Source organism: Cytobacillus sp. FSL H8-0458, from assembly GCF_038002165.1.
In the GTDB taxonomy this organism is placed as follows: Bacteria; Bacillota; Bacilli; order Bacillales; family Cytobacillaceae; genus Cytobacillus.
In genome coordinates this window covers 36,019-51,945 of the sequence record NZ_JBBOBR010000003.1, presented here as the reverse complement: position 1 = coordinate 51,945, position 15,927 = coordinate 36,019, and the positions used below count along the sequence as shown (strand labels likewise).

Genomic DNA, 15,927 nt, shown 5'->3' with positions numbered 1-15,927 from the left:
GGGAGGCTCACATAGAAGAATCCATGCTCCTTTCTTTAACCATAACACATTAAAATTTGATTTAAACCATAAGTTTTGTTAGAAAATAAGAAGTGTTGTAATAAAATAGCGAAAATTGTTACAAAACATTCCCCATATTGGCAATACTCTAATTTTATATGATATTGAGAAGGGCTTTATACTCGTGTAGTTATTCTGAACACTTGAATAACTGAAAATATTGAGAACCTTTACCATTGACCTTCGTTATATAGTTAGGAGGTGAGGTCCTGTGAATTGGCTTTCACTTCAATTCTGACTATTTGAATAAAGAGAAAACCCGCTAATATGCGTGTTTTCTTTTTCTATAAATCCTAATTTAATTAGGGTATTGAAAAATTGAATTGTAAGCGTTACACTTACTGTAGTAGTATGCACATGCATTAAGCAGGCAGCTTTTTTTATGCCGCTTAATGCAAACGTTTGCGCACCAAAAGGATTATAGAATAGAAATTTATATATAATGAGGGTGTTAACATGAAAAAGGTATGGTGGAAAGAAGCAGTTGGATATCAAATTTATCCCCGCAGTTTCCAGGATTCGAACGGAGATGGAATTGGCGATCTTCAGGGAATTATTCAGCGGCTGGATTATATTAAAGGGTTAGGCATTGATGTTATCTGGATTTGCCCGATGTACAAATCCCCTAATGATGATAATGGATACGATATTTCAGACTACCAGGATATCATGGAGGACTTCGGTTCGATGGAGGATTTCAATCAGCTGATGGATGAGGTTCATAAGCGCGATATGAAGCTGATTCTGGATCTTGTGCTGAACCATACAAGTGATGAGCATCCGTGGTTCATTGAGTCCCGGGAGTCCAAAGAGAGCCCGAAAAGGGACTGGTATATTTGGAGAGACGGAAAGGATGGCAAGGAGCCGAATAACTGGGAAAGTATTTTCGGCGGATCGGCATGGGAATATGATGAGAAGACGGAGCAGTATTACCTGCATGTTTTTTCCACCAAGCAGCCTGATTTGAACTGGGAGAATAAAGAGGTCCGCGAGGCTTTATATGATACGGTGAACTGGTGGCTTGATAAGGGAATCGACGGCTTCCGGATTGATGCCATCAGCCATATCAAAAAGCGTGCCGGCCTGCCTGATATGCCGAACCCAAAGAAGAAAAAGTTTGTTTCTTCCTTTGATATGCATATGAACCAGGAAGGCATTCACGAGTACTTAAAGGAATTTAAAGACCGCACCTATGCGAACTATGATGTGATGACAGTCGGCGAAGCAAACGGTGTTACCGTGGATGAAGCTGACCTTTGGGTAGGTGAAGAACAAGGTAAAATGGATATGATTTTCCAATTTGAACACCTTGGTCTTTGGGACGCGGAAACAAATCCCGAGGTTGATATTGTCGAGCTGAAAAAAGTTCTGACCCGCTGGCAGAAAGGCCTGGAAGCGGACGGATGGAACGCGTTATTCATCGAGAACCACGATAAGCCGCGTGTCGTTTCCACATGGGGAAATGATGAGGAATACTGGCAGCAAAGCGCAACAGCTATGAGTGCCATGTACTTCCTGATGCAGGGTACGCCATTCATTTATCAGGGACAGGAAATTGGCATGACTAATGTCCAATTCCCTTCCATTGAAGACTATGATGACGTAGCAGTGAAGAACCTGTACCGGCTGAAGAAAGAGGAAGGCATGTCCCATCAGGACATTATGGACATCATCTGGGCTTCTTCCCGTGATAACAGCCGTACGCCAATGCAGTGGTCCTCTAAAGAAAACGCAGGATTCACTAAAGGCCAGCCGTGGATGAAGGTGAATCCGAACTATAAGGAGATCAATGTGGAGATCCAATCGCAGGACGGGGAATCTATCCTTTCTTTCTATAAAAAAATGATTCGGTTGAAAAAAGAAAATGAAGTCTTCACTTATGGCCAATATGATTTGCTTCTTGAAGATGACCAGCAAATCTTTGCCTATACCCGTACATCCGATGATGACAAGGTAGTCGTGATTACAAACCTTTCAACAGAGGAAGCATCTTTTGAAGCAGATGATAAGCTTTCTTATGAGCAGCTTTTATTGAATAACTATCCGGTTGAAAAACATGGTGATATGGATTCATTTACACTGAAGCCTTATGAAGCCCGCGTGTACCGATTGAAATAATTTCTATTGGCAGGATTCTCTTTTTGGGATCCTGCTATTATTTTGCCTGTGCCTTTTTGAAACCGGCCAAAAATGCTAAAATGAGGAAAATAACCAATGGAGGCGCAGCCAATGGCAAAGGGTAAAACAAATGCGATGCGTATGCTCGATGCTCAAAAGATCGTTTATGAACTGATTACCTATGACAGCCAGGATGGGAAAATTGATGGTGTTTCCGTTGCGGAGAAGATCGGCAAAAATCCTGAAGCCGTCTATAAAACTTTAGTTGCTCAAGGCCACAGCAAGCAAATCTTCGTGTTCATCATTCCCGTGATAGAAGAGCTCGACCTGAAAAAAGCCGCAAAAGCTGCCGGCGAAAAGAAAGTGGAAATGATTCCGGTCAAAGATATCCAGAAGCTCACCGGCTACATCCGCGGAGGCTGCTCTCCTGTCGGAATGAAAAAGCAATATTCCTCTTTCATTGACGCAAAGGCAGAAGACCTTGATCTGATTATTGTCAGCGGAGGCAAAATTGGCATGCAGATGGAGCTCAAGGTGGACGACCTGCAGAAGGCCATTGGTGCTGAGCTGGCAGATTTAATCAAATAATTGAAGCAAGAGTGCTGAATCACCATAATTCAGCACTCTTTTTTTTCGAAAAAAGTTAAAATTTTTGAACGTCGATAATTGTCTGGCGCAAGCAGCCTACCCCCTCGAGATCACAAGCCAATCCTGCCAAAAAGGCAAAGAACGCCTTTCCGGCAGGCTCGTCTTGTGCTTGAGGCCCGCAGGATGCGGGTCATGCAGACGTTGCCACAGGACGTGGCGATCTTAGTCTGCGTTCCTTCGTGGGCAAGGCGCTTCCGTTTTTCTAAATAGGCTTTCACCCATCCTGCTCCCTTTGCATACTGTAAGGTGAAAATGCATTTCGAAAGGAAGTGTAGGAGTGGCTGGGAAAATATTAAAATACTTCGCCGGCGGGAATACAGCCCGGGGATTCCACAATTTATTCGAATCGAACCTGGCAGGGCTTGATCGCCTATATATTTTAAAAGGCGGACCGGGAACAGGCAAATCATCCTTGATGAAAGCAATCGGGAAGGAACTGTCTGAAAAAGGCTATGACCTGGAATACATTTATTGCTCATCTGACAGTCAATCGCTCGATGGCGTCATCATTCCTTCTTTAAAAGCAGGCATTGTCGATGGAACAGCACCGCATGTGATCGAACCGAAAGCACCCGGCGCGGTCGAAGAATATATCAATCTTGGCGAAGCCTGGGATTCAAGGGCACTGGCTGCATGTAAAGAAGAAATTACCGTACTGTCGGGCCAGATCAGTAATTCCTTTGCAACGGCTTATGACACGTTTGCCGAAGCACTGAGGATTCATGATGAATGGGAAAAAATCTATATAGAAAATATGAATTTCCAGAAGGCAGATGAACTGACGAAAAAGTTGATTTCCACCTTCTACGGAAATATGAAACTAAATAAGTCTCCATGTGTAAAGCATCGTTATTTAGGGGCAGCCACTCCGATCGGAGCGGTGGATTTTGTGCCGAATCTTACGGAGGATATTCAAAAAAGATACTTCATAAAAGGGCGTCCGGGTTCAGGCAAGTCCACCATGCTGAAGAAGCTGGCAAAAGAAGCTGAAAGCCGGGGATTTGATATTGAAATCTATCATTGCGGATTTGATCCGCACAGCCTGGATATGATCATCGTACGCGAGCTGGGCCTCGCTATCTTTGACAGCACAGCTCCGCATGAATATTTTCCGAATCGTGATGGCGATGAAATCGTAGACATGTATGAAATAACGATCAACTCAGGCACAGATGAAATTTATGCTGAACAGCTAAAGGATATCAGCACCCGTTATAAAAATAAAATGACCGAAGCCATATCTTATCTGGCACGGGCAAAAACTCAGCGGGACACGCTGGAAAAAATCTATGTCAACAGCATGGACTTTTCAGTGGTTGACCGGATCAAAGAACAGGTTCGCTCTGAATTGCTGCTGATTGCAGAAAAAGTCTAAATCTCGAAAGGAGTATCGTAATGGATTATATGAACTATCCGTTTTATCCATATATGTATGAGCAAAATGAACATGGACGCATTTTTCCGGGCGGGGGATCAGGAGGAGGCTTCGGCATCCCTGGTTTTCCAGGCGGAGGGTTTGGACCGCCAGGACCGCCACCAGGTGGGCCGGGCGGCGGATTTGGGCCACCGGGACAGCCGCCAGGTTTCCCGGGCGGTGGAGGAGGCCCTGGAGGACAGGATGGACCGCCATCGTCTCCGCCGCCAAGCTTCACCCCTCAAATGCAGCAGGTCAGCACGTTCGCTGTTGACCCTGGTGCCATAAGAGGCTGCCTATTCCGATATACCTTTATATGGCTGCAAAACGGCAACAGTTTCTGGTTCTACCCGACCTTTGTCGGAAGAGACTCTGTAGCCGGCTGGCGCTGGAGAAATTGGCGCTGGACGTATTACGGAACAGACTTGAGGAGAATTCGTTCCTTTCAATGCTTTTAATACTAAAAGAGGTATCCCGCATAAGGATACCTCTTTTGTATGTTAAAAAAGAAGATGTGCAGCCAGAACGATTACCGGCAGCGTAATAAGTGTTCGCTGTATAAAGATAATAACAAGATCCCAGAAGGATACAGGTATTTTGGAACCGAGCAGAAGTCCGCCAACCTCTGACATATAAATCAGCTGGGTAACAGATACTGCAGCCACAATAAATCGCGTCATCTCGCTTTCTATGCTTGCCCCAATCACGGATGGCAGGAACATATCGGCAAAACCGACCACAAGTGTTTCAGAAGCGGCTCTTGCTTCCGGCACCTGCATCAATTCAAGCAATGGAATGAACGGCATTCCCAGATACGTGAAAACCGGTGTGTATTCGGCAACGATCAGAGCCAATGTTCCCAAAGCCATGACAATTGGGGCTACACCCATCCACATATCCAGAATGTTTTTGGCGCCATCCTGGAAGAAGGCTTTCAGGCTTTGATTGGTGCGTGCTTTATCTAACGCCTGATTAAGCCCCCAGCTGAATGGAGTGTGCCCTTTAGGAATGTTCTCATCAAGCTCCGCTTCCTGGCCGTTATAATACGTATCAGGCTTTTTGGACAGAGGCCAGATTCTGGGGCTGATAATGGCGCAGATGAAACCTGCCGCTGTGATGGTCAGATAAAAAGGCACAAACATATGGCCAAGGTTCACCTGTGAAATCACGACAAGGCTGAAGGTAATCGATACGACAGAAAACGTTGTGCCGATAATGGCTGCTTCCCTTTTCGTATAATAGCCTTCTTCATACTGCTTGCTGGTCAGAAGAACACCAATCGTACCATCGCCAAGCCAGGAAGCTACACAGTCAATAGAGGACCTTCCCGGCAACCTAAATACCGGACGCATGATTTTCGTTAAAAGTGCTCCAAAGAATTCAAGCAATCCGAAGTTCAAAAGTAATGGCAGGAAAAGTCCTGCAAATAAAAAGACCGAGAACAGGATCGGCAGAAGGTCATTTAAGAGCAGTCCTCCTGTGTTTTCAGACCAGATCTGTTCAGGTCCGATTTGAAATAGGGTGATAACAGCAAAAACTGCGCCTATAAATCTCGCTGCGGCCCAGATGTAGGGAACGTCAAATAAATTCTTGAAGAATGGGCTTTTTTCAATAAAAGCAGGCTTGGCGAGCTTCGCCAGCAATGTACCCAAGAATGTAATAACAATAATAAAGGTCATAATTTCAGGAAGATAGTCTGTAAGCAGGTTTTGGATCCATCCTGAAAAAATAGCGATGGGAATCGTAATATCCCCCTGATATTTGATCGGAACCATGAATAAGCTGATTCCAATTAAGGACGGTATGAGAAATTTTATCAAATCGGAAGAAGAATGCTTCTTTCTGGATGCGTCAATCAATATATTCACCTTTTTCTTATATTTATAAACCACATGTTATTTTAATTCATTACCCCTGAAAAAGCCAACCCTTTCTCTTAAATTCCACCGTTTTCCTTCTTTTTAAACTTCTTATTTTTTGGCTCCCATATTATGTTAAAATATTAAATAATCAAAAAAATCAAAAAGCAGGTGTGCGGATGTTCAGGTTTCGGTTATATTGGACCTTCACGAAAAAGGCTTTTCTTCGCTCGGCCGTTTATCGGTTTGATGTATGGTCACGGCTCGGCTCAAACCTCATTTTTCTGCTGATGTGGGGTTCGATCTGGACAGCATTATATGCCGGCAGGGAAGAGGCTGGCGGCGTCAGCTTTGAGTCCATGCTGACGTATATTGTGGTCAGTCAATTTTTAACGGGAGTTAATGGGGCAGGCACCCCGCTGTGGGAAATCCAGGAGAAGGTTCGCACCGGCGATATTTCCCTGGAATTAATGAGGCCGTTTGATGTGCCGCTCCGCTACCTTTTTGCCGATTTTGGCAGTGTGGCCTTTTACATACTGACAGCGCTGCTCCCTTTATATACGGTCATGTTCATTTTTATGGATTTGACATTGCCTTCAGGATGGGAGACTTGGGCGTTGTTTATCGTATCCGCTTTTATAGGATTCCTGATCCGCTATTGCATTGAAATGTCATTCGGTCTGCTTACCTTTTTTCTTGTTGAAACGGGCGGCATTGTCGATGTCTTTTACTTCGCGATGTCCCTTCTGTCCGGATCCGTCATCCCGCTGTGGTTTTTCCCGGGCTGGCTGGAAACGATGGCACTTTATCTGCCGTTTCAGGGAATCTATTACATACCAAATGCGATTTTTATAGGCAAAATCTCAGGAAGTGAGATCCTGCTTTCCCTGGGTGTCCAATTATTCTGGGCTGCAGCCAGTTATCTGCTGTTAAGGTTTGTCTGGAATCGCGCATCTCAAAAAGTAGTGGTGCAGGGGGGATAGTGTGTGGGTGTTTTAAACTATTTTGATTTGTATTTCAAGCTCATCTCCGCAGGGGTGAGAGCCCAGCTGCAGTACCGGTTTGCTTTTGTCATGAGGATTGTGGGCCTCATTACATCCTATACAGGTACAGCTCTAACGATGTGGATCATGCTTTATCAGTTTCAGGAACTCGGCTCTTGGACGTTTTACGAGATGCTGTTTCTATTTGCTGTCTCTATATTATCCTGGGGCTTCTGCATCATTCTCTTTTTCCATTTCAGGGGATTGGACACCTACATTTTAAACGGCACGTTTGACCGCTTCCTTGTCAGGCCAATCAATCCTTTTTTTCATTTCATGGCAATGAAATTTGATGTCGCCTCTTTTGGGCAGTTTATCTTCAGCATCGGCATTTTTATTTTGGTCAGCTTTAAGCTGCAGCTGGATTGGACAATTGGGAAAAGCTTGTTTCTGCTGTTATCTGTGGTTGGGGGCATCCTTATCCAGGGCGGACTGCTTGTCATGATTTCTGCTCTTGCTTTCTGGACGACGAAATCGGAGCAATTTTACTGGGTGGCTATGTTTCCAGCCCGAAATCTGACCAATTATCCTTTAGTCATTTATCCGAAAGCCGTCCAATGGTTTACAGCTTTTGTCATTCCATTCGGCTTTGTGAACTATTTTCCCGCGGCTGTGCTCCTTGAAAAAGAAACACCCTTTTTCCCGGAGAATATCGGGTATTACTCGCCGCTTGTCGGCATCGTCTTTTTTTCCATCGCTTATTCGATATGGATGCTGGGTTTAAAGCGATATAAAAGTACAGGTTCATAGGAGGGATGGAAATGCCGATTATAGAGGTTGAACATCTAATGAAGGACTTTATGATTGCCAAGCGGGAGACAGGCTTCCTTGGCGCTGTGAAGAGCCTTGTAAAAAGAGAACATATTAAAAAAGAAGCTGTGAAGGACATCAGCTTTTCGATCAATGAAGGGGAAATGGTCGGCTATATCGGGCCGAATGGCGCCGGTAAGTCCACCACCATCAAAATGCTGACGGGCATTCTGGTTCCAACCTCCGGAAGTGTGAAGGTGAATGGCATCATTCCCTATGAAAACAGACAGGAAAATGCCAAGAATATCGGAGTGGTTTTCGGCCAGAGAACACAACTCTGGTGGGATCTGCCTACTATCGAATCGTTTGAGCTGCTGAAGGAAATCTATCAGGTTCCGGATAAGCGGTATAAGGAAAATATGGACACCTTCACAGAGATATTGGGGCTGGATGAATTCCTGAACACACCGGTCCGCCAGCTCTCCTTAGGGCAAAGGATGAGGGCTGACATTGCCGCATCCCTGCTGCATGACCCGCCCATTCTGTTTCTGGATGAGCCGACCATTGGCCTGGATGTCGTCGCAAAGGAAAAGATGAGGACTTTCATAAAAGAGATTAATAAGGAGCGCAGCATAACCGTCATTTTAACCACCCATGATATGGAGGATATTGAAAAGCTCTGTGAGCGGATGATCCTCATCGACCATGGGCAAAAGGTATATGACGGGGAGATTGCAGTCGTCAAAGAGCGTTTCGGCAAAATGAGGACACTCATCGTTGACCTGGAGGAATCATCACACAGCCTGAAGCTTAAGGGCGGTGAAGTGTTTAAAGAAGAAGCAAGCCGCTTCTGGATCCGATTTAACCGGGATGATGTGTCAGCTTCAGGACTGATTGCGCAAATTACCGAAACACATAATATCAAAGATCTCACAGTGGAAGAGCCTGCAATAGAATCGATCATCAGCCGCATTTATCAGGAGGGCTATCAGGACCTGCCGGAGACCGTAAAAGTGTAAAAAATAGGCATGGTTAATATATCAATATTTTCTGAAAAATTGATATACTATATAGAGGTGATCAAAATGATTCTATATTTGCTGGGCTTTTGTGCAGTATTGCTAGGAACAGGCATGTTTGTAGACTGGTGGCATAAAAAGCATGGAATTGACGATTTTGACCCTGAGGAAAATGAAAAGCATGTATCTGAGTCAGAGAGAGCCTACATGGAATCCTATATGCATAACATGAAAAATGATCATCATAATGGAATGTAAGCCTCCGGATGAGGCTTCTGCTCATAATAGAAGAGCATGGCAGGTGCCATGCTCTTTTCCTTTTAGAAAAATAAGAATCCCATTGAAATAATCACGCCGCTTACAAGGAGAGTCAGCACGCAGAATCCCATGATGTCTTTCGCTTTTAACCCCGCAATGGCGAGTGCCGGCAGCGCCCAGAAAGGCTGGATTAAGTTGGTCCAGGCATCACCCCATGCGACCGCCATGGCCGTTTTGGGAATGGAAGCCCCCATTGACTGAGCCGCTTCAAGCATAATCGGAGCCTGAACAGCCCACTGTCCTCCCCCTGAAGGAACGAAGAAGTTCACAAGACCTGCACTTAAAAACGTGAAGAAATGGAATGTGTAATCATTTGAAATGCTGACAAACGCTTCAGACATCACCGCAGCCAGCCCTGAGGCGGTCATCATTCCCATGATTCCAGCATAAAACGGGAACTGGATAATGATTCCGCTAGCTCCTTTTACCGCATTCAGAACAGCTTCGAGGAACTGTTTTGGCGTTCCGTGGAAAAGAATGCCCAGGAACAGGAACAAGAAGTTCACGATATCCAGATTGAGATTAAAACCCTTTGTAGCGAAATAATAAAATAAGAACACAAGTCCAAGTATCCCGGCCAGCAAGGAAATGATGCGGCTGTTTTCCAGTCGTTCAGCAGGTGTCATCGCCTCTTTTTCGAGTGCAGCTGCCTGGATGTCTTCTTGAAGAAGAGCAGGGTCAACCACGATTGTTTCCTCTTTCGATGGCATCATAAAGCGGTTCACAAAAGGCAAAACCAATAATAGGGCAATAACGATAAAGATATTAAAGCCGGCGAAAATCGTCTGGTCTGTAGAAATAACGCCAATCATATCTTCAGAGAAGTGGCCCGGCGTAGCAATCGTCAATGGAATCGAGCCGGAGATTCCTCCGTGCCAGACAACGAACCCTCCGTAAGCGCTTGCAATTAACAGGCGGTAATCCACGTTTTTCACTTTTTTGGCAAGCTCTTTTGCAAACAGGGCGCCAATTACAAGGCCGAACCCCCAGTTAATTAAGCTTGCAACCATCGACACGAAAGACACAATCAGGATGGCCTGGCCGGGTGACTTGGCCAATGATGCCAGGGCGCCTAACCCCTTTTTAAAAATCCTGCTGCTGGCCAATACATGTCCTGTGACTAAAACCAGCACCATCTGCATGGAAAAAGTCAAAAGGCCCCAAAACCCATTTCCCCAATGCTGAACCATCTGATAAGGTCCATTATCAGTAAAAATCAAGCCCAATCCAAAAACCGCAAAGGTTAGGATAATGACAAATAAAAATGGATCCGGCAAATACCGCTGCATAATGCGGTTAAAGAAAGATACAAGTACCCTCATGCTGCAACCCCCTAAAAAATTATTTCTCGAACTCAGTATACTTTCTGTAAAATTCAGTTTATTCCTCCTTTTCTGAAATAATTCTTGTATAAAAGGCTTTTGCCATTTAAATTTGGAGAGTAAACAGTGAAAAGGGGATTAGGGATATGGACGTTAAAATAGTGAAAGCGGGAATCGAAGATCGGGACATAATAAAAAACATGTATGCATTCTATCTGCATGATTTAACAAAATACACAGCTGTCTTGCATATAAACGATGAAGGCACCTTCGAATTTGATGCATTTTCATTAATGTGGGAAAAGGAAGGCATTGAACCTTATCTAATTAAGGCTGATGGCAAACTGGCAGGGTTCCTGCTGCTTCTGAGGGCCCCTTTGTTAACAAAAGCAGACTACTGCATCAACGACTTTTTCCTGTATAACTCGTTCCGGGGGAAAAAAGTGGGGCAAGCTGCTGTGGGGCTGCTTTTTAGTGACTATAAGGGCACCTGGTATATCGAGCAATTAAAACGAAACGAGCCTGCCGTCCGTTTTTGGGAAAAGGTGTATAAGGATTATCAGCTTGAGGTTCAGGAGACTTTGAGGGTTGAAGATGGAGAAGAGGTAGTGGGGCAGTTTATGAAGGTGGAATGATATTAATAGATCGAATCCCGGGGAAGACTTCGGACACAGGAAAAGTGAATCCGGGTATTAGTGTCTGAAGTTAGTGCGACTTCAGACAGAGAAAGGGGGAATCCCTTTTTCTGAGTCCAAACCTGGTTTAACTTCAGACACAGTGAGAAGAAATCCGGGAATTAGAGTCCGAACACGGTCAGGGAGTGGAAATGGGGCAGCAGAGTCCGAACCCAGTCTATCATCGGACAAAAAAAGGAGTGCACCTATGGATATCCAACTATTAATCGAGCTTTTTGAAGAAAGCAGGGACACAGAAAAAGCCGTCCCCATGCAAAACTATATGAAAAACCACTTTCCCTTCCTGGGAATCAAGGCACCTGAAAGAAGAGCCCTGTTAAAAGAATACTTCAATAAAACAGGCCTGCTGAAGCAGGAATTTAATCCAGAATTTGTGGAATCCTTATGGGATATGGAAGAGCGTGAATACCAGGCTGCTGGCCTTGACTACATAGCGAAATTCACCAGGAAACTGGACAAAAGCCATCTGGCATTAATCCAAAATCTGATTACAACAAAAGCCTGGTGGGATACTGTTGATATGCTGGCTACCCATGCAGTGGGCGCCATCGCGGCAAAAAATCCGGAAGTCATCCCCGGAAGAATAGAGGAATGGGCGACCAGCGAAAACATGTGGCTCCGCAGAACTGCCATCCTATTCCAGCTGAAATACAAAACTAGCACAGACGAAGAGCTGCTATACCGCTACATCCTCCTAAACAATGACAGCAAAGAATTCTTCATCCAAAAAGCCATCGGCTGGGCTCTCAGGGAATACTCGAAAACAAATCCCGAGTCAGTAAAAAGGTTTATTGAATCAAACACACTTGCAAAATTGAGCATCAGGGAAGGGAGTAAGTATGTAGGCTAAGAAGAGCAATTATTTAAAATAACCTTCAGAACATGATAGAATGGCAAATAAGTTTTTCAGAAAAATACTACAGCCAGAAGGTGAATCTAATGATCAAATGCATTGCTAGTGATATGGACGGAACGCTTTTAACCGCCACACAGAAAATTACGCCTGAAAATTTAGAAGCCATTAAAGCCGCACAGGAAAAAGGAGTGGAAGTAGTAATAGCGACGGGCCGCTCCTACTTTGAAGCAAGCTTCGTCCTCGATGAAGCCGGCATTTCCTGCCCGATCATTTGCGCAAATGGGGCAGAAGTAAGAGCCTCAGATGGGAAGGTCGTGTCCTCCAGCCCGCTCGATAAGGACCTTGCCAAAAAAGCAGCCTATATCCTTATTCAGAACAATGTTTATTTCGAGGTATACACCAACCAGGGTACATATACCATTGATGAAGACCGCGGTGTGTCCATTATTGTCGACATCTTTTTAAGCGGTAATCCTGAAGCAGATATTGATGAAGTGACTAAAGCGGCGGAAGAGCGCTTTACAAAAGGGCTTGTCCATAAAGTGAACAGCTATGATGAGCTTTTCAACAGCGACGAGCATCAAATTTACAAGCTGCTGGCTTTCTCGTTTGAACCGGATTTTCTCGTTTCCGCGAAGGAAGACCTGCTGAAGCTTGAGGGCATGGTTGTTAGTTCATCAGGGGATGAGAACCTGGAGCTGACCAGTGTGAATGCCCAAAAGGGAATTGCCCTTGAAGCATTTGTGAAAGAAAAAGGAATCTCGCTTTTGGAAACCATGGCTATTGGCGATAATTATAATGATTTGTCCATGTTTAAACGCGCAGGAAGATCGGTTGCCATGGGAAATGCCGATGACATTATTAAAGCACAATGCGATGCGGTGACATCCGCAAATGAAGACAGCGGCGTAGCCAAGGCAATCTGGGAAGTCCTGAAGTAGAATTTCAAGGGAGGCTGAAGGCTGGATGAAAAAGGTGATAGGTCTAGGGCTGCTCGTGTTGGGCCTGCTGGCCGGGTGCTCAAGTGCGGGCGAGGATGATAGCAGGAAGCAAATCGAGGATCAGGAGGCCAGCCTTCCTGCCGGTGCTGAGCCGGAAATACTGGCAGACGAGCTGGATATTCCCTGGTCCATTGCCAAAACGAGCGAAACCTTTTACATGACGGAAAGACAGGGAAGCATTGTGAAAGTCGAGGGCGGCAAGAAAGAACGCCAGAAGGTGGAGCTTGCAAAAAAGCTTTCAACAGCTTCTGAAGCAGGCTTGCTCGGCTTTGTGCTGGCACCTGATTTTTCACAATCAAACGAAGCGTATGCCTATTACACCTACGAAAACACCTCAGGACAGTTTAACCGAATTGTCATCCTCCAGTATCAGGATGGAACTTGGAAAGAGGAAAAGCTTTTGCTTGATAAAATTCCGAGCGGGCAGTACCATCATGGCGGCCGGCTTGAAATAGGACCGGATGGAAAGCTTTTTGCGACGGCAGGTGATGCTGCGGCTGATCCCGAAATTGCTCAGGACGTGAATTCCCTCGGAGGAAAGATCCTAAGAATGAATCTGGACGGCAGCGTACCGGCGGATAATCCGTTCAGCGGCTCTTATGTCTATAGCTACGGCCACCGTAATCCGCAGGGGCTTGCCTGGGCTGAGGATGGGACCTTATATGAAAGTGAACACGGCCCGTCTGCCAATGATGAAATCAATAAGATCTTTCCCGGGAAAAATTATGGGTGGCCCGTTATAAAAGGGACCGAGAAGAAGGAAGGCATGGAATCGCCGCTGTTTACCTCCGGTGATGATGAAACCTGGGCTCCGTCCGGGATGGCCTATTATAAAGGCAAGCTTTACACTGCCGCCTTAAGAGGCAATGCCGTTTTGGAGTTTGATCTGGAAACGAAGAATGTCAGAAAGGTTGTGTCGAATTTAGGCAGAATCCGCGACGTCTTCATTGAAGGGGATGTGCTTTATTTTATCAGCAACAATACAGACGGACGCGGCAATCCGCTTGAGAAGGATGACAAGCTTTATAAAATTCAGTTTTCCGATATATAAAAAAGCCTGGCAGCGATGCCAGGCTTTAGTTTTTAGCTGAAAGTCCATGCATGATGAATTGAATGGTCAGCTCAATTTCTTTTTCATCATCCCAGTCGGCTTCAGGCAAAATTAAATACCTCGCCATAAGGAAGCCGAATATCGATGTAAAAGTCATTCGGACGGCACTGTAGGGCGGGATATCAATAATCTGGCCTTTTTTCTGATAGTATTCAGCCAAACTGGCAAAACGATCGAATACTTTCATGGCGATATGCTCTTTAAACTGTTCCTTGAGCTCGGGGTGGAACGGAATTTCCTGGATCAGGATCTTGATAAGAGGCATATTGTTTTTAAGGAACTCAATCCGGTTTTCCATCATGGCTCTTAAAAAATCTTCAAAGTGTTCATATTTATGATTGATGACCTTATACAAATCTTTAATGACAAATGGAGCAATCAGCTTTGCCATCATTGGCGAAACAATCCCCATCAGCAAATCCTTCTTTGTTTTATAGTGCCTGAAGATGGTTCCTTCGGCTACTCCTGCCTTCTTGGCGATTTCGCTTGTCGAAGTGGCTGCATAGCCCTTTTCAGAAAACGATTCAATTGCAGCCATGATAATTTTCTTCTGCTTCTCCGTAAGCTTTTCTTCTTCCTGAAATAACTCTTCTAAAATGGAATCCTGCTCTGGCATGATAAACTCCTTTATACGTGCAAAATCTATAGCTTTATTATAAAGGAAGGGAATTATAAAAAGAAATTTTATATTTTCCGGTACCGCCTTAGAGCAGCGATATTCAGAACCATAAAGAGCAGGGAGAAAGCTAGCAGCATCAGCAGATCTTTATAAATCATATCCCATCCAAAGCCTCTCACCATTACATCTCTTAATGCTTCAGCCGCATAATATAAAGGTGTGAAAGGGCCGACCCAGCTCAGCCATTCTGAAATGGTCTCAAGATTGAACAGCCCCGAGAAAAAGATTTGCGGAACCACAATAAGCGGAATGAATTGAATCATCTGCAGCTCATTGTTGGCAAACGAAGACAGCAGGATTCCCAAAGTTAATGCTGTCAGCGAAAGGAGCAGTGTGATTAGAAGGACATACCCAAAAGAGCCTTCCATCATCATGCCGAGCACATAGATCGTATACCAGGCGATGATGGATGCCTGGATCATCGTGAAAATTCCAAATCCAATAATATATCCTGTAACAATTTCCCACTTCCTGAGCGGACTGGTCAAAAGCCGTTCGAGGGTTCCGGTTGTCCTTTCCCTTAAAAAGGATACCCCGGCAATCAGGAATACAAAGAAAAAGACAAAGAATCCAAGCAGCACCGGCCCGAAATAATCAAACTGCCCCATGTCCTCGGAGCCGAATAAATAATCGGCTTTTACTTCCTGATTCCCGCCATTTGGCTGCAATGGCTTCAATGCACCTTGAACCCATCTCATCACAGCTCCGTTGACACTTGGGTCGCTGCCTTCGAGAACTACTGACGGCGGCATTTGATCAAACATCAGATACGCATCCAGCTTCTTGGCTGATATGTCCTTTTCCGCGAGCTTCTCTGTTTCATAGTGTACGAGTTTGGCATGTTCAAGGTTAAGCTGAGCCTCTATTTTTTCAGGCAGATCCACGAGTCCGATTTTTGGCGTATATTCATCTCCGTTAAACACAAGATGAAGCATAGTCATGACCAGGATTGGGGCGAGGATCAATAGAGCCATTGTCCGTTTATCTCTTACAATCTGGCGCAGTATTCGAATAACCAGAGCCATAATCCTCAT

Annotated in this window: 16 protein-coding genes; 12 read left to right on the top strand and 4 right to left on the bottom strand. The window is 44.9% G+C overall.

The genetic code is table 11. The annotated features are described in order from the left end of the window. Nucleotides 1-516 precede the first annotated feature (516 nt). From NYE23_RS24160 to NYE23_RS24145, 4 genes are all read left to right on the top strand, one after another. Nucleotides 517-2,178: a glycoside hydrolase family 13 protein gene (locus NYE23_RS24160; RefSeq protein WP_341081963.1), complete on the top strand. Its 1,662-nt coding sequence runs from the start codon at nt 517-519 to the stop codon at nt 2,176-2,178. 111 nt (nt 2,179-2,289) lie between these two features. Beyond that, on the top strand, nt 2,290-2,766 hold the full coding sequence (gene ybaK, locus NYE23_RS24155) for a Cys-tRNA(Pro) deacylase (RefSeq protein WP_341081961.1): 477 nt from the start codon (nt 2,290-2,292) through the stop codon (nt 2,764-2,766). 337 nt (nt 2,767-3,103) lie between these two features. After that, nucleotides 3,104-4,201 (top strand): PRK06851 family protein, encoded by a 1,098-nt coding sequence (locus tag NYE23_RS24150; RefSeq protein ID WP_341081960.1) that lies wholly within the window; start codon nt 3,104-3,106, stop codon nt 4,199-4,201. Nucleotides 4,202-4,221: 20 nt separating this feature from the next. Next, on the top strand, nt 4,222-4,698 hold the full coding sequence (locus NYE23_RS24145) for a hypothetical protein (RefSeq protein ID WP_341081959.1): 477 nt from the start codon (nt 4,222-4,224) through the stop codon (nt 4,696-4,698). A gap of 42 nt (nt 4,699-4,740) precedes the next feature. Here NYE23_RS24145 and NYE23_RS24140 read toward each other — a convergent pair whose 3' ends face one another. Further along, on the bottom strand, nt 4,741-6,015 hold the full coding sequence (locus NYE23_RS24140) for a YjiH family protein (protein WP_341082084.1): 1,275 nt from the start codon (nt 6,013-6,015) through the stop codon (nt 4,741-4,743). A 263-nt stretch (nt 6,016-6,278) separates the two neighbouring features. On the opposite strand from NYE23_RS24140, the gene NYE23_RS24135 reads away from it, so the two are divergent. The 4 genes from NYE23_RS24135 (at nt 6,279) to NYE23_RS24120 (ending at nt 9,169) form a co-directional block, all read left to right on the top strand. After that, complete coding sequence (locus NYE23_RS24135) at nt 6,279-7,082, top strand: ABC transporter permease (protein ID WP_341081957.1); 804 nt, start codon at nt 6,279-6,281, stop codon at nt 7,080-7,082. Nucleotides 7,083-7,085: 3 nt separating this feature from the next. Further along, nucleotides 7,086-7,892, top strand: a complete 807-nt coding sequence (locus tag NYE23_RS24130) for an ABC transporter permease (protein ID WP_341081955.1) — start codon at nt 7,086-7,088, stop codon at nt 7,890-7,892. An 11-nt stretch (nt 7,893-7,903) separates the two neighbouring features. Then, entirely contained in the window at nt 7,904-8,911 is a 1,008-nt protein-coding gene (locus tag NYE23_RS24125) for an ABC transporter ATP-binding protein (RefSeq protein WP_341081954.1), read from the top strand. 66 nt (nt 8,912-8,977) lie between these two features. Next, nucleotides 8,978-9,169, top strand: coding sequence for a hypothetical protein (locus NYE23_RS24120; protein WP_341081952.1), 192 nt, complete (start codon nt 8,978-8,980; stop codon nt 9,167-9,169). 62 nt (nt 9,170-9,231) lie between these two features. Here the strand turns inward: NYE23_RS24120 and NYE23_RS24115 are convergent, their stop codons facing one another. After that, nucleotides 9,232-10,551 carry a short-chain fatty acid transporter gene (locus NYE23_RS24115; protein ID WP_341081951.1) on the bottom strand — a complete coding sequence of 440 codons (1,320 nt, stop codon included), beginning with the start codon at nt 10,549-10,551 and terminating at the stop codon, nt 9,232-9,234. 146 nt (nt 10,552-10,697) lie between these two features. On the opposite strand from NYE23_RS24115, the gene NYE23_RS24110 reads away from it, so the two are divergent. From NYE23_RS24110 to NYE23_RS24095, 4 genes are all read left to right on the top strand, one after another. After that, complete coding sequence (locus tag NYE23_RS24110) at nt 10,698-11,186, top strand: GNAT family N-acetyltransferase (RefSeq protein WP_341081948.1); 489 nt, start codon at nt 10,698-10,700, stop codon at nt 11,184-11,186. A gap of 247 nt (nt 11,187-11,433) precedes the next feature. Further along, nucleotides 11,434-12,096, top strand: coding sequence for a DNA alkylation repair protein (locus tag NYE23_RS24105; protein WP_341081946.1), 663 nt, complete (start codon nt 11,434-11,436; stop codon nt 12,094-12,096). A gap of 89 nt (nt 12,097-12,185) precedes the next feature. Continuing rightward, entirely contained in the window at nt 12,186-13,043 is an 858-nt protein-coding gene (locus tag NYE23_RS24100; RefSeq protein WP_341081944.1) for an HAD family hydrolase, read from the top strand. Nucleotides 13,044-13,068: 25 nt separating this feature from the next. After that, nucleotides 13,069-14,154: a PQQ-dependent sugar dehydrogenase gene (locus NYE23_RS24095; protein WP_341081942.1), complete on the top strand. Its 1,086-nt coding sequence runs from the start codon at nt 13,069-13,071 to the stop codon at nt 14,152-14,154. A 25-nt stretch (nt 14,155-14,179) separates the two neighbouring features. Here the strand turns inward: NYE23_RS24095 and NYE23_RS24090 are convergent, their stop codons facing one another. Both NYE23_RS24090 and NYE23_RS24085 read right to left on the bottom strand, forming a co-directional pair. Next, nucleotides 14,180-14,830: a TetR/AcrR family transcriptional regulator gene (locus NYE23_RS24090; RefSeq protein WP_341081940.1), complete on the bottom strand. Its 651-nt coding sequence runs from the start codon at nt 14,828-14,830 to the stop codon at nt 14,180-14,182. 68 nt (nt 14,831-14,898) lie between these two features. Next, on the bottom strand, nt 14,899-15,927 hold the full coding sequence (locus NYE23_RS24085; RefSeq protein ID WP_341081939.1) for an ABC transporter permease: 1,029 nt from the start codon (nt 15,925-15,927) through the stop codon (nt 14,899-14,901).